Raw genomic sequence first — 17760 nt, forward strand, 5'->3', positions numbered from 1 at the left:
AACCCGCAGTCGCGCACCCGCCACATGATCAGCAACGTGCGGATCAAGGGCTGGGAAGACGACATGCTGATCGTCAAGGCCAACTTCGTGGTCTACCGCATGCGCTTCCAGAACATCGACCCGTACATCGGCGAGTACACCTACAAGCTGCTGCCGCGGAACGGCTCGTTCAAGATCGCCGAGCGTCGCGCCATCCTCGACCTCGAGGCCCTGCGCCCGCACGGCAAGGTCAGCTTCATCGTCTAAGACACCCCGATCGCGATGCGCCGGCGCGACTTGCACGCGCCGGCGCAGACGTGAGCGAAGCCCAGTTCAGATCGACGTCAGGATTTCCATCGGATGCAGCGCGCGCCAAGACTGGCCGGCAAGGTCGCCATCGTCACCGGAGCCAGCCGAGGGCTCGGTCAGCACTGCGCCATGATGTACGCCGCCGAGGGGGCCAAGGTGGTCGTGGTGGGGCGTAACGCCAAGGAGAACCCGATGCGCCTGCCCGGCACCGTCTTCCAGACGGCCGAGGCGATCGAGGAGTTCACCGGCGGTCAGGCCTTGGCGATCGTCTGCGACGTCACCGACGAAGCGGCCGTGGAGAGCATGGTCGACCAGGTGCTCGATCGCTGGGGCCGCATCGACGTGCTGCTCAACAACGCCGCCTATGTGATGGCGGAAGGCGAAGGCGTCGCCGGCATACCGCTGCGCCTTTTCGACCAGATGCTGCAGGTCAACGTGCTGGCGGCCTTCCACGTGATCCGCGCCGTCCTGCCGGCCATGCAGGCCAAGCGCTTCGGCAACATCATCAACGTCTCAGGACGCTCCCGCACCCGCGGCTCGCCGCTGGAGGCGACCAAGGCGGCGATGGAGACGCTGACCGTCGGACTGGCCGATGAGCTGAAGGCCGACGGCGTGGCGGTGAACAGCCTGCGCCCGTTCGGTTTCGTCGACACCCCGGGGGTGTTGCTGAACAGCGAAGTAAAGCCCAGCGACCTGATGCCGGCCTACAGCTACCTGGACGCGGCCGTGCTGCTGGCCATGCAGACCGCCGACACCTACACCGGCAACGTCAAGACCGACGCCGAGATCATCCGTGAGCTCTCGGACGCCGCCACCCTGCAGCGCTATGCGGAGATCAATCCGCCGGCCTGGAGCGCTTCCCTGCAGCTGGCGGGCGCGCGCTGAACCGCTGAGCCCTGAACGCTCCCGCCTAGGCAAGGCGGGGCGACAGGCTTTTGCGCTTCTGTTAAGTGCAGGCTAATCGGTATCCTAGACACCACCGACGACAGTAGGGTCCGCGCGACCTGAGTAACCTCAATCCACCAGGGGAGGCCTATGAGCTGGCTAACTGACAGACTGACGAAAGCCATGGCTGAGAAGGGGGTGACGGTCGACACCGTCGCCCGGCAGCTCGCCCTGGAGCGTTCGCGTCTGAACACCTTCATCGCCGGCACGGCCATTCCGAACGAGAACACGTCCAAGCGTCTCGCCAAATACTTCGGCGAGGATCCCCAGGAGTGGATCGACAACGTCGACAAGCGTGACGACGGCAAGGTGTCGGTCTCCAGCCTGCCGACCGACTTCATCAAGGTCGCCAAGACCTCGGAGATCGGCGAGGAGGACATGAAGATCGTCTTCCACGACCTGGTGGTGATCGCCAATGCGGAAGGCAATTTCTATGCGTTCGGCAACGTCTGCCCCCACGCCGCCGGCCCGATCGGCGAAGGCTTCCTGGAAGGCTGTATCGTCGAATGCCCTTGGCATGCCGGGCGCTGGGACGTGCGCACCGGCAAGGCTCTGACCCTGCTGGCCACCGCCGACATCCCGATGTTCGACCTGCGGATCGTCGGCGACGACATCGAGATCAAGCTCAGCGAAGCCGCCCTCAAGCAGGGCGTGGTCTCCGCCGCCGGTCCCGATCCCGCCTGACAGGCGCCGCATCGCTGGAATGAAGAAAGGCGCCCCCGTCACCGGGGGCGCCTTTTGTCTGGGTCGAATAGCCCGCTAGAGGAGGCTGCGCAGGCCGACCGCCGGATCGGCGAGTTGCGCCTCGCGCCCTGTAAGGTCGGTCTTCTTCATGATCATCCGCCGCACGATCGAATATTCGCGTGCAGGGGTGTTGATCGCGAAGAACGCGGTCACCCGACCCTCCTTCAGGTACATGATCATGAACGAGTTGTCCGCGAGCTCGCCACGACGCACCTGCGCGTCGTGGTCGTGCTCGTCGCCGGCGAACTCCAGGTGGATGTCGAAGATGTCCGACCACACATAGGCCAACAGCTCGTAGACCTCCGCGCCCCCGGCCATGTTGAGGCCCGCGACCCGGCCGCTTTGCTCGGCGTGGCCCCAATGCTCCGCGCGACGGCGGCGATTGAACAGGGCGTCGAAGTAGTTTGTCACGTCTCCGGCGGCGTAGATGTGCGGGTCGGAGGTGCGCATGTTCTCGTCGACGATGATCCCGTCGTTGACCTCCAGCCCCGCGGCCAACGCCAGTTCGACGTTTGGACGGATGCCGACGCCGATGCAGACCAGATCGCATTCGAGCACGTCGCCGGTGTTGGTGATCACCGCATCGACGCGGTCCTCGCCCCGGAACTCGCTGACGAGCGTCGAGTAGCGGAATTTGACGCCCTTGGCCGTGCAATACCCTGACACATAATCGGCGAGGTCCCGGTTGCCGAGTCGTTCCCAAATGCGCGGCAGGGCCTCGATCACCGTCACGTCGACGTCGCGCTTGCGCAAGGTCGCGGCCACTTCCAGGCCGATGAAGCCGCCGCCGATGATGATCGCCTTACGGCCGGGCTGAGCCGCCGCCGCGATGGCGTCGGCGTCCGCCGCGGTGCGCAGATAATGGATGCCCGCCAGGCTCGAACCCGGCAGGTCGAGCTTCACGGGGCGACCGCCGGTGGCGATCAACGCCTTCTCGTAGCGGATCTGCTCACCGCCGGCCAAGGTCGCGGTCCTGGCCTTGGGGTCGATCGCGGTGACCTCCTGGGACAGGGCGCACTCGACCTTCAGGCCCGCTAGCTGCTCTGTGTCGCCTAGCGAAATCTCGTCGATCGTCTTGACGCCCTGCAGATATTCCTTCGACAGCGGTGGCCGGTCATACGGGGGCGCCGGCTCGTCGCAGGCGATCAGGATCGAGCCGTCGGTATCGACTGTGCGGATCTGTTGCGCGGCTCGGATCGAGGCCAGGCCGCCCCCGATCAACAGGTATTTCACGTCGCGCATCACCACCCCTGTTCAGGTTTGGAAACCTGCATGTTTGTTCTCCTCCAACGCATATTATTCCGTTCCCTGAGCGACTTGCGCCGCCGCCGCCCGCTTCGAGACGTGGTGTTCCCACAGCGTGATGAACAGGGTTGAGGCGACGATGATCGCCGCACCGACGATTGTCCAGGCGTCCGGCAGCTCGTTGAAAAACATGAAACCCACGAGGGCGGCGAACACCAGCCGCGTGTAGTCGATGGGGGCCATGGCGGCCGCGTCGCCGACCTGCAGTCCTCGGATGAACAGCGCCTGGTTCATCGTCCCGATCACGCCCATGAGCAACAGCAGCGCGAGGTCCGGCCAGGTCGGCCAACGCCAGGTCAGCACCGCACCTGGGATGGCGAACACCGCGCCCAGCACAGCTGCCCAGACCAACACCACCATCGGGCTGTGGTCCTGGGTGAGAATCTTCATACCCGCGACGCTGAACGCCAGCAGGAACGCGGCCGCCAGCATCGCCAGCGCGGGCAAGCCGACCGCATTCTCGCCCCCCATGCTGTGCGCCAGCATCACCAGCACGCCGGCGAAGCCCACGGTCACCGCGCCGATGCGCAGCGGGCCGACGTGTTCGCGCATCACCACCGCGGCCAGGATCGTGACCCAAAGGCTGCGGGTGAAGGACAGCGCATTGGCCTCCGCCAGCGGCATCTTCTGGAAGGCGTAGAACGTGAGCGTAATGCCGGAAACGGCCATCACCGAGCGTGACAGCACCATCAATGGCCGGGTTGTGTAGAACACGCTGACGCCGCGCCGCAGTATGAACGGCGTGAGGATCAGCAGGCCGGCCGCCTGCCGATAGAAGGCTTGCAGCGGGGCTGGGTAGTCATCGCCCAGTAACTTGATCAGCGACGTCATGATGGTGAACGTCAGCGACGCGCCCAGCATCCACAGGGCCCCGCGCGTGTTGCCGCTCAGCCCGGAACCGAAGGGACGCTTCAGCGTCCCGCTCCGCAGTGTCCGACCATCATGTGCCGCCCCTTTACCCAAGGTCGCCTCCCATAGCCTCCGAAACTCGCCGGGGCCACCCGGAACAGGCCCGATGGGCGGCGGCGCCTCGAAAGCCTGAAACGAGATGGGAAGCGGCGCCGTCACGCTCTGCGCGCGTCAGACCCGCCCTTAAGATGGGCAGTTTCGGTCAAGGACCTGTTTTGCGGCCCCTATCCGTGCGGTCCGCGTTACGGTGGGCGCACTCGCAGCTTCCCAGAAGGAGATCGTCCTGTCGGCGCTCATCGGCCTGCACCACGCCACCCGCTACCGCTACGATCGTCCGGTGGAGCTCGGCCCGCAAATCGTGCGCCTGCGTCCGGCTCCCCACTGCCGCACGCGGATCGCCAGCTATTCGCTGAAGATCACGCCCGCCAACCACAACCACCACCCGCAGCCCGACCCCCACGCCAACTCCCTCGCCCCGCACGTGTTCCCCGAACGGACGCGGGAGTTCAGCGTCACCGTCGACCTGACCGCCGACATGACCGTGGTCAATCCGTTCGACTTCTTCGTCGAGCCCTACGCCGAGGTGCTGCCGTTCCGCTACACCGACGATCTCGCCGCCGACCTGACCCCCTATCGCGAAGTCGCTGAGGACGGGCCCAGGCTCGACGCCCTGGTCGCCAGCCTGCCCATCGACGGCGCACGCACCGTGGACTTCCTGGTCGGCCTGAACGCCCAGCTCGCCCGCGAGGTGCGCTACCTGGTGCGCCTTGAGCCCGGCGTGCAGACTCCGGACGAAACCCTGGCGCTGGCCTCGGGCTCATGCCGCGACAGCGCCTGGCTGCTGGTTCAGGTGGCCAGAAAGCTGGGCCTCGCGGCGCGTTTCGTGTCTGGCTACCTGGTCCAGCTCAAGGCCGACATCGACCCGATCGAGGGGCCGTTGGGCACGCGCACCGACTTCACCGACCTGCACGCATGGGCCGAGATCTACCTGCCGGGCGCGGGCTGGATCGGCTTCGACGTCACCTCCGGCCTGCTGTGCGGTGAGGGCCATCTGCCGCTCGCCGCCTCCCCGCACTACCGCTCGGCGGCGGCGATCACCGGCGGCGTCGAACCGGCCGAGACCACGTTCGACTTCGAGATGACGCTGACGCGCCTGGTGGATCCGATCCGCATCACCCGACCGTTCGAGGACGCCGCCTGGGCCGAGCTCAAGGCGGTCGGCGAGCGGGTGGAAAAGGACCTGCTCGATCAGGATGTGCGCCTGACCATGGGCGGCGAGCCGACCTTCGTGTCGATCGACGACTTCGAGGCCGCCGAGTGGAACACCGACGCGTCGGGCCCGACGAAACCGGTGATCGCCGCCCAACTGCTGCAACGGCTGAAGACCCGCTTCGGCAAGGGCGGCATGCTGCACTATGGTCAGGGCAAGTGGTATCCGGGCGAGCCCCTGCCTCGCTGGGCGCTGGGCCTGTTCTGGCGGCGCGACGGCCAGCCCGTGTGGCGGGGCGAGATCGCGCCAGCTGACGCGCCGCCGACGCCGCTGGCCAATATCGCCGACGCCTCGACCCTGATCCAGCGCCTGGCCGGGAGGCTGGGTCTGGATCCCGCCAACGTGCTGCCGGCCCGTGAAGACCCGTTGAACGCCATCAAGGCCGAAGCCGACCTTCCCGAGGACGTCGTGCTGGACGATGCGGCGCTCGACGACGCCGCGAGCCGTTTGCGGCTGCGCAAGGCGATGGAAGGCGGGCTATCCAAGGCGGTGGGCTACGTGCTGCCGCTCAGGCGCGCCATGACCAAGTCGGAGGGCGAAGGTTGGGTCAGCGAGGCTTGGCGGTTCAAGCGCGAGCGGCTGTTCCTGATCGCGGGCGATTCCCCGGTCGGCCTGCGCCTGCCGCTGGACTCCCTGCCGGAGGTAAAGCCCAAGGACTACCCGCACATCACGCCGGTGGACCCCTACGAGGTGCGCGGGCCCTTGCCGAACCTGGACGTGATCTACCAGACGTTCGGGCCGGCGGTGCGTCAGCCCAAGCCGCGCAAGACGCCGATCGTGCGCACCGCGCTGTCGATCGAGCCGCGTGACGGCTGGCTCTATGTGTTCATGCCGCCGGTGGCGCGGTTGGAGGACTACCTGGAGCTCGTCGCCCATCTGGACGTCGCCGCCGACGGCCTGCCGATCCGCATCGAGGGTTACCCCCCGCCCGACGACCTGCGCATGGCGGTGCTGAAGGTCACGCCCGACCCCGGGGTCATAGAGGTCAACGTCCACCCGGCCGCCACCTGGCGCGAGGCCGTCGAGATAACCACCGGCGTCTACGAGGACGCCGTCGCCTGCCGCCTGGGCGCCGACAAGTTCATGACCGACGGGCGCCACGCCGGCACCGGCGGCGGCGCGCACGTGGTGGTCGGCGGCTCCAGTCCCGAGAACTCGCCGTTCCTGCGCCGGCCGGACGTGCTGAAGAGCCTGCTGCTCTACTGGCAGCGCCACCCTTCGCTGTCGTACCTGTTCTCCGGGCTGTTCGTCGGTCCCACCAGCCAGGCGCCACGCATCGACGAGGCGCGCCACGACGCGCTGTATGAACTCGACATCGCGCTCTCGATGATCCCCGGGCCGGATGAAAAGCCGCCGGCGCCGTGGCTGGTGGACCGGCTGCTGCGCAACCTGCTGGTCGACGTCAGCGGCAACACCCACCGCACCGAGATCTGCGTCGACAAGCTCTATTCGCCCGACGGCCCCGCCGGACGCCTGGGGCTGCTGGAATTCCGCGGCTTCGAGATGCCGCCGGACGCGCGCATGAGCCTGGCCCAGCAACTGTTGATCCGCGCGCTCGTCGCCTGGTTCTGGCGCGAACCACAGACCGGCTCGCTGGTCCGCTGGGGCACCGCCCTGCACGACCGATTCATGCTGCCGCACTTCGTGTGGGGCGACTTCATGGACGTGCTCGCCGATCTGAACCGCGCGGGCTACGCCTTCGATTCCCAATGGTACGAGGCCCAGCGGGCGTTCCGCTTCCCGATCCATGGCCAGGTGCAATATGGCGGCGTGACGCTGGAGGTGCGCCATGCGCTGGAGCCCTGGTACGTGCTGGGTCAGGAAAGCTCCAATTCGGCGACGGTGCGGTTCGCCGATTCGTCGGTGGAGCGGCTGCAGATCACCGCGCGCGGGTTTAACCCTGACCGCTACACGATCACCTGTAACGGCCGGGCCCTGCCGATGACGCCGACCGGGATCTCGATGGAGGCGGTGGCCGGCGTCCGCTACAAGGCGTGGAAGCTCGCCAATGGCCTGCACCCCACCTTGCCGGTCGACGCGCCGCTCACCTTCGATATCATCGACCGCGGGAACAACCGCTCGATCGGCGGCTGCGTCTACCACGTCAGCCATCCGGGCGGGCGCAACTACGAGACCTTCCCGGTGAACTCCTACGAAGCCCAGGCCCGTCGCAAAGCCCGCTTCGAGGAGCAGGGGCATAGTCCGGGCGTGGTGTCGCCGCCGCGTCCGCAACCGACCGTGGAGTTTCCAATGACGCTTGATTTGAGGATGCCCCTTGGCCACTGACGCGCCCATCGCGGTCCGCCGCCGGGAGGACCTGAAGCCCGCCGCCGCCGACCGATTGTCGAGCTGGCTGCGGAACTACAAACCCCTGCCCGGCGTCCCGGACGAGCTGTTCGACCGTACCGGGCGGCCGCGCGACTATTGGTTGAGCTTCCTGGGCGAGTTCGCCGAGTATCCGCAGGCCGAGTTCGAGAACCGCTTCAGCCTGGCGACGCGGCATATCCGCGACACCGGCGTGACCTATCGCATCTACGGCGAGGAGAACGAGCGCAGCTGGCCGCTCAGCCCGATGCCGCTGATCCTCAGCCAGGGCGAGTGGGCGCAGATCGCGGAGGGCGTCGAGCAGCGGGCCAACCTCATCGAGGCGCTGCTGCAGGATTTCTACGGCGAGGGCGCGCTGGTCGCGGAAGGCGCGCTGCCGGCCGCCGCCCTGACCGGCAGCGCCGATTTCGTGCGCGCCATGCGCGGGGTGAAGCCGCCCGGCGGTCGCTTCCTGCAACTCTACGCCGCCGACCTCGGCCGCGGACCGGACGGCCGCTGGTGGGTGCTGGACGACCGCACCCAGGCGCCTTCAGGCGCCGGCTACGCGCTGGAGAGCCGGCTGGTGCTCTCGCGCGCCTATCCAAACCTCTACAACGCGATGAACGTGCAGCGTCTGGCGCCGTTCTTCGACGGACTGCGCAAGGGTCTGGCGGCCACCGCCGAGCGCGACGATCCGCGCATCTGCCTGCTGACCCCTGGCCCGTTCAGCGAAACCTATTTCGAACAGGCCCACCTCGCCCGCTATCTTGGTTTCCTGCTGGTCGAGGGCGACGACCTGGTCGTGCGCGACGGCCGCGTGTACGTGCGCACCATCGCCGGCCTCAAGCGTGCGGACGTGATCCTGCGCCGTGTCGACGCCGACTTCATCGACCCGTTGGAGTTGAACAGCGCCTCGCACCTGGGCGTGCCCGGCCTGCTGGAGGCGATCCGTTCGGGCGGCGTGGCCGTGTTGAATATCCCGGGCTCCGGGGTGCTGGAGTCCAAGGCGCTGCTAGGCTTCCTGCCCAAGCTCTGCCGCCGCCTGCTGGGCGAAGAGCTGAAGATGCCCAATGTCGCCACGTGGTGGTGCGGCCAGCCGGTGGAGCGTGCGCTGGTCGAGCGCAATCTCGACAACATGGCGATCGCACCGGCGTTCAACGTGCCGGGCACGCTGGCCGCCATGGCCAAGCCCAGGCTGGTCGCCAGCATGTCGGCCGCCGAGAAGGCCGAGTTCCTGGCCCGTCTCAACGACCGCCCCGGCGACTATGTCGGCCAGGAGGTGGTGCGCCTGTCGACCACGCCGGTGCTGCGCGACGGCAGGCTGGAGCCTGCGCCGTTCGTGCTGAGGGTCTACGCCGCGATGACGCCGGACGGCATGAAGGTGATGCCCGGCGGTTTCTGCCGAACCTCCGACCACCCGGACGTGCGCGCCATCTCCATGGGCGAGGACGCGCGGACCAACGACGTGTGGGTGATCTCCGATCGTCCCGTCGAGCGCGTCACCTTGATGGCCAGCACCGAGGACGTGAAGGTGCGCCGCATCCTCGGCCATCTGCCCAGCCGCGCGGCCGACAACCTGTTCTGGCTGGGCCGCTACATCGAGCGCGCCGAGGCGACGCTGCGCCTGGTCCGCAGCCTGTGCACCAGCCTGATGGACTCGGAATCCGCCACCCACAGCGCCGGCGAGACGCTGGCCATCCTGCAGACACTGCTGATCGAGTGGGGCGCGCTGGATGAGAAGGCCCTGGGCCGCCGGGCGATCGACGCCGGGCGAGACACCCTGCACGACGACAAGGCCTACGGTTCGGTGGTCAGCCTCGTGCGCTCCGCCCGGCGCACCGCGGCCAGCATGCGCGAACGGCTGTCGGCCGACTTCTGGACCCTGCTGATCAACCTCGAGGCCAGCCTGGTCGAAGGCGCCCATGAACTGCTGTCCGAGGCCGAGGTGCTGCAGCAGGTGGAAAACGCCCTGCAGATCCTGGCCGCGCTTTCGGGTCTCGCGCAGGAGAACATGAACCGCGTCGCCGGTTGGCGCTTCCTGGACATGGGCCGGCGCATCGAGCGTGGGGTGAACACCTGCCGCTTCACCCGCGCCCTGGCGCATGAAGAGGCGACCATCGACGACCTCGACCTCTTGCTCGACCTGGCCGACAGCCAGATCACCTATCGGGCGCGCTATCTGATCGGTCTGGCGCTGGCGCCGGTGCGTGACATGGTGGTGCTGGATCCGTTCAACACCCGTTCGCTCGCCTTCCAGGTGGAGACCTTGAAGCAGCATCTCGACATCCTCCCGGCGTTGCAGGACGACGGCATGCTCGAGGAGCCGGACCGGGTGTTGCTGAACCTGGCAGCCCAGGTGGAGACCGAGACCGCCGCCCGCATCAACACCGATAAGATGATCGCCTTCGAGTTGGCGCTGATGCGGCTTTCCGACGCCATCGGCGAGCGCTTCTTCCTGCGCGGCGCCAATGCGGTGCCGACCGCAAAGCTTGCCGGGCTGGCGTGATCTACAACCTGCGCCATCGCACGACCTACACTTACGAATCCGCGGTGTCTTTCGCGCGCTGCGTGCTGCGACTGACGCCGCAGTCGTCGCCGGCCCAGACCGTGCTGGAGAGCTCGCTGGCGGTGACGCCGAGGCCGTCGAACATCATCGAGCGCACCGGCGCGTTCGGCGAGCACACGCTGACGGCGGTGATCGAGGAGCCTCACCTGGCGCTGGTCATCGAGGCCCGGTCGCGCATCGACGTTCATGCGCCCAGCCTGCAGCTCACGACCCCCAGTCCGTCGTGGGACGAGGTGCGCAAGCGCAGCGTGCGCGACGCCGACCTCGGCCCCGATGGACCGGCGGCCTACCTCTATCCGACCCGCCGCACGCCGATCGCCGCTGAGATCACCGAATATGCGCGGCCGAGTTTCGCCGAGGGCCGCCCGATCATGGAGGCCGCCGGCGAGCTGATGACCCGGATGTACGCGGACTTCACCTATGATTCGAAGGCGACGACGGTCTCCACTCTGGCGCAGGAGGCGTTCAAGGCCCGCCGCGGCGTGTGCCAGGACTTCGCGCACATCATGATCAGCGGCCTGAAGGGCCTGGGTCTGCCGGCCGCCTACGTCAGCGGCTACCTGCGCACGATCCCGCCGCCCGGACAGGCTCGCCTGGAGGGCGCCGACGCAACGCACGCCTGGGCGGCGGTTTGGTGCGGCGAAGGCCTGGGCTGGGTGGGCTTCGATCCGACCAACGGAATCCTCGCGCAGAACGACCACATCGTCCTGGCGCGCGGCCGCGACTATTCGGACGTGGCGCCGATCGACGGCATCATCCTGGCGCCCGGCGAACAGACCCTGAAGGTCGAGGTCGACGTGATCCCGGAAGACGAGCTGGTCGCCGCGATGCGGGCCGGCGGCATGCGTTCGCCGGTGGGGTTGGGCACCTTGCTGTGATCGATCAGGCGCGCGATGCGGCGCCCGTCCGCTGCAAGGCCCTGGGCAGCAGCGCGGCCACCATATCCGTCACCGCTTGGAGGCCCGCGGCGCCCGCCAGCAGGTCCTGGCGGACCTCCAGCTCCAGGTAGTCGAGCCCGCGCGCATCGGCGTGAAACGGGATGGTGTAGTCCACCTCGTCCATTCGGTACGGCAGGTTGTCACCGACCGCGTCGCCGTGCGCCTCGACCAGCAGCGCGAGCACCGCGGAGGAGAACGCCGAGTCTCCACGGTGCAGCACGCCGTAGCGCCAGGGGCGGTCGAATCCAGCCATTCGCGGCGTGAAGCTGTGCAGCGCAACCAGCACCGTCGGCAGGCCCTTGCGCGCGCGATCGTCAAGTTCATGGGCGATGGCGGCCTGGTAAGGCGCGTGGATCGCCCGCTCGCGCGCCTGCGCGGCCTCAGGCGTCAGATCGGCGTTGCCCGGGATCACGGTCTCGTCGCTGACCGACGGGATCGCATCGGTCCGCGCCGGGTCCCGGTTGGAATCGATGACCAGCCGCGAGTAGCGTTGGCTGAGGAAGCAAGCACCGAGCGCCGCCGAAAGACGCACGCCGAGTTCGGCGACGCCAAGGTCCCAGGCGATGTGCCGCTCCATATCCGCCGCCGACACGCCCAAGTCGTTGAGACCGCGCGGCACCGCCCGTCCCGCATGGTCGCCGACCAGCAGGAATGGAGATGCGGCCCCTGGGTTCAACACCAGGGCGGGAGCGGGATCGTTGGGCGTCAGGAGCGGCTTCGAAGACATCCAGGGTGTGAACTCCGACTGGCGCGCCGGCGCCTGGAAACCGGCCAGCGAGGCCTGTGAACGCCGCAGCTGCACGCGCGCCGGCCGCCTCCGACTACAGAGTGGCGGTCGCTGTGCAACCTGTTTCGCATTTCCGCCTTGCCCCAGCATGACCAGCGAAGGGGGAAGATCATGCGGATAAGCGCTGGATACGAGATCACCTTCGACTGCCCGGCGCCAACGCCGATGCTGCTGCAGCTCAGCGTGCATCCTTCGCGCGTCGGAGACCTCGAGACGCCGGATGTCATGGTCACCGACCCCATGGTGTCGGTCAGCCAGTACCACGACCTGTTCGGCAATTTTGTCAGCCGCATCCTGGCCCCAGCCGGGCGCATCGTCCTGCGCAACCGGTTCGTGATCCGCGACAGCGGCGCCTACGATGCGCCGCTGCCCGAAGCCGGCCAATTGCCGGTCGAAGACCTGCCGGACGACGTGATTCTCTATCTTCTCGGCAGCCGCTATTGTGAGACCGATCAGCTCTCGAACCTCGCCTGGACGCTGTTCGGCGGCGTCGCGCCGGGGTCGGCGCGGGTGCAGGCGATCCTCGACTATGTGCACCGCCACATCACCTTCGGCTACGAGCACGCCCGTGCGACCAAGACCGCCCTGGAGGCCCATGAGGAGCAGTTCGGCGTCTGCCGCGACTTCGCCCACCTGGCGATCACCCTGTGCCGGTGCATGAACATCCCCGCCCGCTACTGCACCGGCTATCTCGGCGACATCGGGGTGCCGATCTCGCCGGCGCCGATGGATTTTAGCGCCTGGTTCGAGGTCTATCTGGATGGCGCCTGGCGCACCTGCGACGCCCGCCACAACACGCCGCGCATCGGCCGCGTGCTGATGGCCCGAGGGCGCGACGCCACGGATGCGGCGATCTCCACCGCCTTCGGCACGGCCTTCCTGGCCGGCTTCACGGTGATCACCGACGAACTGCCGGAACGTCAGAGCGCGTCCCTGTAGGTCTCCTCCCCCAACCGCGGCGTGGCGCTGTTGCATTTGCAGTTGACCGTCTCCCCCGACTGATCGAAGGCCGGGCCATGGTGCGGCCGCAAGGCCCCAACCGGTCAAAGGGGATTTCGGTGAAGGATCTGGATTTCAGCGGCAAGCGCGCTCTGGTGGTCGGCGGTTCGAGCGGCATCGGCAACGGCATCGCTCACGCCTTCCTGGACAGAGGCGCCGTTGTCCACGTCACCGGAACGCGCGCCTCGGCGGACCAGTATGACGCCGCCTCGGGATCTGACCTGGCGGGCCTGAACTACAGCCAGCTCAACGTGTCCGACACCTCGGCGGTGGAATCCTGGACCCCGGCGTTCGACACCCTCGACATCCTCGTGCTGTGCCAGGGCGTCGTGGAGTATCGCCGCGCGGAGTTCCAGATGGAGACCTTCCGACGTGTGGTTGAGGTCAACCTGAACAGCCTCATGGCCTGCGCGGTGAAGTTCCAGCCCATGCTGGCCAAAGCCAAGGGCAGCCTGATCACCGTGTCGTCCGCCGGCGGCATCCGCACCACCCGCGGCAACCCGGCCTACGCCGCATCGAAAGCCGGCGCGATCCACCTCACCGCCACCCTCGCCGATGCGTGGGCGGGCCAGGGCATCCGGGTGAACGGCGTTGCGCCGGGCCTGGTCGCGACCAAGATGACCGAGGTGACGGTCGCCGATCCCGAGCGCCTGGCCGAACGCCTCAAGGGCATCCCGATCAGGCGGCTGGGCGAGATCAAGGAGATCGCCGGCGTCGTCCTGTTCCTGGCCTCTCCGCTGTCGGGCTATGTGGTCGGCCAGACCATCGTCAGCGACGGCGGCCGCACACTGTCTTCCTGAGGCGCAGAGCGCGTTGCGACGCCACCCCGCTATCCATCCTGCGACTGATCGCCCGCAGTCCATGCGTTGGCGCACTTTTAACGCCGATCCACCTAGGGTCGTCGCGTGCGAAGTTTTACCTCTATAAGTGAAAGCCCCAGCGCGAGCCGTCGCGATGTGCGACGGCTGCTCGGCCTGGGCGCGATTGTGGTGTTCATCGTGCTGTTGGGGAGCGCCGCCATGCTGGCGCTCGCCTCCACGGCCGTGGACCGTCTGCAGTCCCAGGAGGAACGCTTCCTCGTCCAGCGCACGCTCGAGCGCCTGGAAGAGCGGCTGGCCAGCGACATCACCACGGCGAGCGTCTGGGACCAGGCCTACGCCAAGCTCTCGCCGGGCGGCGATCTGGAGTGGGCGGACGCCGAGATCGGCACCTACTTCGCCAACAACCGCGATCATGACCGCACCATGGTGTTCGACAGCGCCGACCGGCCCTTCTACGCCTTTGAAGAAGGCCGGCGCACGGCGCCCGCGGCGATGCGCCAGTTCGAGCATGACGTCCGCCCGATGCTAGCCGGGATGCGAGCCGTCGAGCGGATGGAGCGCCCTCCCAGCCATGACCGCCGCCCTACCGATCCGGGCCTCGCCACGACAGCGCGAGGCGTCTTGAAGTCGAGCGGGCGCTACTACCTTGTCGCCGCATCCACCGTGACGCCCGAGGTGTGGAGCGCGCCGCGCCGCCCGGGCCCCGCCGTCATCGTGGTCTCGGCCCAGCGCATGGACGGCCAGTTCCTGTCCGCGCTGAAGCAGGAACTCCGCGTCCAGGAAGCCTCAATCCAGCCACAGGGACAGGCCGGCAAGGACATGCTGCCGATCGTCGACATCAGCGGCCATTCCGTCGGCAGCATCACCTGGCAGGCGCATCGACCGGGCCTCGAGGTGCTGCGCTCCGCGGCGCCGGCGATCGTCATGGGCTTCCTGGCGCTGCTGGCCGCCGCCACGGCGCTAGCGTTTCGCGTTCGCTCCATTGTCTTGCGCCTCGACGCAAACGAAGCCAGCCTCTCGCAGGCGATCGCCGATCTGGTGCGCGCCCGCGACGCGGCGCAGGACGCTAACCGCGCCAAGAGCGAATTCCTCGCCAACATGAGCCACGAGATCCGCACGCCGCTGAACGGAGTGCTGGGAATGGTCCAGGTTCTGGAGCGTAGCGACCTGGGTTCGCCGCACGCCGAGCGGCTGAAGATCGTCCGCGATTCCGGCGAGACGCTGCTGGCCGTGCTCAACGACATCCTCGACCTGTCGAAGATCGAGGCCGGCCGCATGGAGCTGGAGACCGGCGATTTCGACCTCGAGGAGACGATCAACGCCGTCTGTCGCCCGTTCGCGGGCCTCGCCGCCCGCAAGGACGTCGCGTTCGACATCGCGATCGAGCCTTCGGCGCTGGGGGTCTGGCGTGGCGATGCGGTGCGCATTCGCCAGGTCCTCGGCAATCTCGCCTCCAACGCCGTCAAGTTCACCGACCATGGCAGTGTCCGCGTGGAAGTCGCCTGCTCGCCAGGCGGCCTGCAATTGACCATCAGCGACACCGGCCTCGGCATAACCAAGGACTCCATGCCGCGGTTGTTCAGCAAGTTCGTCCAGGCCGACGCCTCGGTGACGCGCCGTTTCGGCGGCACGGGCCTGGGTCTTTCGATCTGTCGCGAACTCGTGGAGATGATGGGTGGGGCGCTCACGGTGAGCAGCACGGAGGGCGTCGGCTCGACCTTCACCCTTACCCTGCCGCTCGTCCGCGGATCGGCGGCTGTGGCCTCGATGGCGCGCAAGGATGGACTTGCCGAGCCCGAACACCTCGCAGTGCGGATCCTCGCGGCCGACGACAACACCACCAATCAGATGCTGCTCCAGGCCCTGCTGGAGCCTTTGGGCGTCGAGTTGACGCTCGCCGCCGACGGGCGTGAAGCCGTCGCCGCGTTCAATGCGGGCGCCTTCGATGTGGTGCTGATGGACATCCAGATGCCGGAGATGGACGGCGTCGAGGCCGCCCAGGCGATGCGGGCGATCGAAGCGGCGCGCGTTGGTCCGCAGACACCGATCCTGGCGCTCTCGGCCAACGCCATGACCCATCAGATCGAGGGCTACCTCGCCGCGGGCATGAACGGCTTCGTCGCCAAGCCGATCAACGCCGCCCTCCTGCTGTCCGCGATCCAGGACGCGATCAACGCGGGCGACGCAGTGACGGCCGAGCCAAGAACCAGCCAGAGCGTCGCCTGAATCTGTCGGCCCGCGCCCCGTATTCTCCCGCGGCTTGACCCCCTCGCCGGTCGGGGCGGCGCAGCGCTCGCCGCCACGCCGGCCGGGTCGCTGCGCATTCTCGCGGCCGAGGATAATCCGACGAACCAACTGGTGCTGAAGACTGTGCTGCAGTCGCTGGGCCTCACCGCGGTGATCGTCGAGAACGGCCGCGAGGCGGTCGAGGCGTGGGATACGGGGTCTTTCGATCTGATCCTGAACAAGCTCTATGCGGCGCTGGACGCGCTGGAGAGGCCCGATGACGCCGAGCCGCAGGCGCTGATCGCCTAGCTCAATCTTCGAGGATGAGGCTGTGGCGGCGGGTGTCACGCATCAGCATCGCCACCACCAGGCCCGCGGCCAGCAGGCCGGCGATGATCCAGAACATCACCGGCTCGTGCCCGGCCTTCTTCAGCGACAGCGCCGTCGTGCCGACGTTGCCGCCGAACAGCGCCTGAGCCAGCGCGTAGGGCACCGCGACGCCTGAGGCGCGCAGATGCGCGGGGAACAGCTCCGCCTTGATGATCGCGCTGATCGCGGTGTAGCCGGTCAGCGCGACCAGCGGCGGCAGGCACAGCAGGAACGCCTGGCTCGCAGTTGTCGCCGCCATGATCGCCATGCTGATCGGATAGGTCATCAGCGCGCCCAGGCCGAAGCTGGCGATCAGGATCGGCCTGCGGCCCACCTGGTCCGACAGCCAGCCGACCAGCGGCTGCATGGCCATGAAGCAGACCAGCAGGGCGGTGGTGATCAGGGCTGCAGCCTCCTTGCCGAAGCCGTCGCCCGTCGGCCCCGCCGCGCTATTGACCAGGAAGTCCTTCATGTAGGTCGTGAAGAAGTAGAAGGCCGCGCCGCCGCCGGCGGTGAGCACGAAGATCATCGCCGTCTCGCGCGGATAGTGCGTGAACAGCATCATCGACTTGCCGCGGGACTCATGTTCACCGGCCGTGGCGAACGCCGGGGTCTCATGCATGCGCATGCGGATCCAAAACACCACCACGGCGAACATCGCGCCGATGACGAACGGGATGCGCCAGCCCCAGGCCTGGAGCTGCGCCTCGGTGAGCAGTTGCTGCAGGATCACCAGCAGCAGCACGGCGGCGAGCTGGCCTGCGATCAGCGTCACATAGAGGAAGCCCGACCAGAACCCGCGATGCTTGCGGCTCGACATCTCGCTGACGTAGGTGGCCGAGGCGCCGTACTCGCCGCCAACCGACAGGCCTTGGGCGATCCGCGCGACGGTCAGCAGCAGCGGCGCGAGCAGGCCGATCTGGCCGCTGGTTGGGATCAGCGCGATCATCAGCGAACCCGCGCACATCAGCGACACCGACAAGGTCAGCGCCGCCTTGCGCCCGGCCTTGTCGGCATAGACGCCCATCAGATAGGCGCCGAGCGGCCGCGCCACGAAGCCCAGGGCGAACGGCAGATAGGTCTTCAGCAGCCGGGTGGTCTGGTCGTCGCCCGGAAAGATCGCCGACGAGAAATAAATGGCGAAGGAGACATAGGCGAACCAGTCGAACCACTCGACGAAGTTGCCCGCCGATCCGCCCAGGATGTTGCGCAGACGCTGCATGGGCGTAAGCCCCACGGCGCCGACCGGCGATAGATCGGACGTGGCGCCGGTCTCGGCCATCGTGGTT

14 protein-coding genes are annotated in these 17760 nt (G+C 67.7%); 10 read left to right on the plus strand and 4 right to left on the minus strand.

Annotated features, from left to right (window positions below; genetic code table 11):
- From Q8M88_RS07360 to Q8M88_RS07370, 3 genes are all read left to right on the plus strand, one after another.
- Positions 1-246 (plus strand): aromatic-ring-hydroxylating dioxygenase subunit beta (locus tag Q8M88_RS07360; protein WP_305595903.1); only part of this gene is annotated, 246 nt, incomplete at its 5' end.
- Between the two features lie 93 nt (positions 247-339).
- On the plus strand, positions 340-1173 hold the full coding sequence (locus Q8M88_RS07365) for an SDR family NAD(P)-dependent oxidoreductase (RefSeq protein WP_305595905.1): 834 nt from the start codon (positions 340-342) through the stop codon (positions 1171-1173).
- 183 nt (positions 1174-1356) lie between these two features.
- Positions 1357-1917 (plus strand): Rieske 2Fe-2S domain-containing protein, encoded by a 561-nt coding sequence (locus tag Q8M88_RS07370; RefSeq protein ID WP_305595907.1) that lies wholly within the window; start codon positions 1357-1359, stop codon positions 1915-1917.
- A 75-nt stretch (positions 1918-1992) separates the two neighbouring features.
- Here the strand turns inward: Q8M88_RS07370 and Q8M88_RS07375 are convergent, their stop codons facing one another.
- Together Q8M88_RS07375 and Q8M88_RS07380 are read right to left on the minus strand one after the other, a co-directional pair.
- Positions 1993-3219 (minus strand): NAD(P)/FAD-dependent oxidoreductase, encoded by a 1227-nt coding sequence (locus tag Q8M88_RS07375; protein WP_305595909.1) that lies wholly within the window; start codon positions 3217-3219, stop codon positions 1993-1995.
- A gap of 54 nt (positions 3220-3273) precedes the next feature.
- Positions 3274-4350 (minus strand): DMT family transporter, encoded by a 1077-nt coding sequence (locus tag Q8M88_RS07380; protein WP_371132647.1) that lies wholly within the window; start codon positions 4348-4350, stop codon positions 3274-3276.
- 88 nt (positions 4351-4438) lie between these two features.
- Between Q8M88_RS07380 and Q8M88_RS07385 the strand changes: the two genes are divergently transcribed.
- Genes Q8M88_RS07385 through Q8M88_RS07395 form a run of 3 tightly spaced genes read left to right on the plus strand, consistent with a single transcriptional unit; the run spans position 4439 to position 11209 of the window.
- Positions 4439-7747 (plus strand): DUF2126 domain-containing protein, encoded by a 3309-nt coding sequence (locus Q8M88_RS07385; protein ID WP_305595911.1) that lies wholly within the window; start codon positions 4439-4441, stop codon positions 7745-7747.
- Positions 7737-10271 (plus strand): circularly permuted type 2 ATP-grasp protein, encoded by a 2535-nt coding sequence (locus tag Q8M88_RS07390; RefSeq protein WP_305595913.1) that lies wholly within the window; start codon positions 7737-7739, stop codon positions 10269-10271. Before Q8M88_RS07385 ends, Q8M88_RS07390 begins: the two co-directional genes overlap by 11 nt.
- Positions 10268-11209, plus strand: coding sequence for a transglutaminase family protein (locus tag Q8M88_RS07395; protein WP_305595915.1), 942 nt, complete (start codon positions 10268-10270; stop codon positions 11207-11209). The genes Q8M88_RS07390 and Q8M88_RS07395 overlap by 4 nt, the downstream gene beginning before the upstream one ends.
- Positions 11210-11213: 4 nt before the next feature.
- Here the strand turns inward: Q8M88_RS07395 and Q8M88_RS07400 are convergent, their stop codons facing one another.
- Positions 11214-12071: an N-formylglutamate amidohydrolase gene (locus Q8M88_RS07400; protein ID WP_305595917.1), complete on the minus strand. Its 858-nt coding sequence runs from the start codon at positions 12069-12071 to the stop codon at positions 11214-11216.
- Between the two features lie 96 nt (positions 12072-12167).
- Between Q8M88_RS07400 and Q8M88_RS07405 the strand changes: the two genes are divergently transcribed.
- The 4 genes from Q8M88_RS07405 (at position 12168) to Q8M88_RS07420 (ending at position 16411) form a co-directional block, all read left to right on the plus strand.
- Positions 12168-12995: a transglutaminase family protein gene (locus Q8M88_RS07405; protein ID WP_305595919.1), complete on the plus strand. Its 828-nt coding sequence runs from the start codon at positions 12168-12170 to the stop codon at positions 12993-12995.
- 77 nt (positions 12996-13072) lie between these two features.
- Entirely contained in the window at positions 13073-13855 is a 783-nt protein-coding gene (locus Q8M88_RS07410; RefSeq protein ID WP_305595921.1) for an SDR family NAD(P)-dependent oxidoreductase, read from the plus strand.
- 156 nt (positions 13856-14011) lie between these two features.
- Entirely contained in the window at positions 14012-16102 is a 2091-nt protein-coding gene (locus Q8M88_RS07415; RefSeq protein WP_305595923.1) for an ATP-binding protein, read from the plus strand.
- A gap of 132 nt (positions 16103-16234) precedes the next feature.
- Positions 16235-16411, plus strand: coding sequence for a hypothetical protein (locus tag Q8M88_RS07420; protein ID WP_305595925.1), 177 nt, complete (start codon positions 16235-16237; stop codon positions 16409-16411).
- Position 16412: 1 nt separating this feature from the next.
- Here Q8M88_RS07420 and Q8M88_RS07425 read toward each other — a convergent pair whose 3' ends face one another.
- Positions 16413-17753, minus strand: a complete 1341-nt coding sequence (locus Q8M88_RS07425; RefSeq protein WP_305595927.1) for an MFS transporter — start codon at positions 17751-17753, stop codon at positions 16413-16415.
- Positions 17754-17760 lie beyond the last annotated feature (7 nt).

It is taken from the genome of Phenylobacterium sp. (assembly GCF_030693805.1).
Lineage (GTDB): Bacteria > Pseudomonadota > Alphaproteobacteria > Caulobacterales > Caulobacteraceae > Phenylobacterium.

Bases quoted from the DNA above. Each gene is read 5' to 3' on its own strand.
- Q8M88_RS07370 (WP_305595907.1), top strand. From the start codon at position 1,357: ATGGCTGAGAAGGGGGTGACGGTCGACACCGTCGCCCGGCAGCTCGCC.
- Q8M88_RS07405 (WP_305595919.1), top strand. From the start codon at position 12,168: ATGCGGATAAGCGCTGGATACGAGATCACCTTCGACTGCCCGGCGCCA.
- Q8M88_RS07425 (WP_305595927.1), bottom strand. From the start codon at position 17,753: ATGGCCGAGACCGGCGCCACGTCCGATCTATCGCCGGTCGGCGCCGTG.
- Q8M88_RS07365 (WP_305595905.1), top strand. From the start codon at position 340: ATGCAGCGCGCGCCAAGACTGGCCGGCAAGGTCGCCATCGTCACCGGA.
- Q8M88_RS07410 (WP_305595921.1), top strand. From the start codon at position 13,073: ATGGTGCGGCCGCAAGGCCCCAACCGGTCAAAGGGGATTTCGGTGAAG.
- Q8M88_RS07375 (WP_305595909.1), bottom strand. From the start codon at position 3,219: ATGCGCGACGTGAAATACCTGTTGATCGGGGGCGGCCTGGCCTCGATC.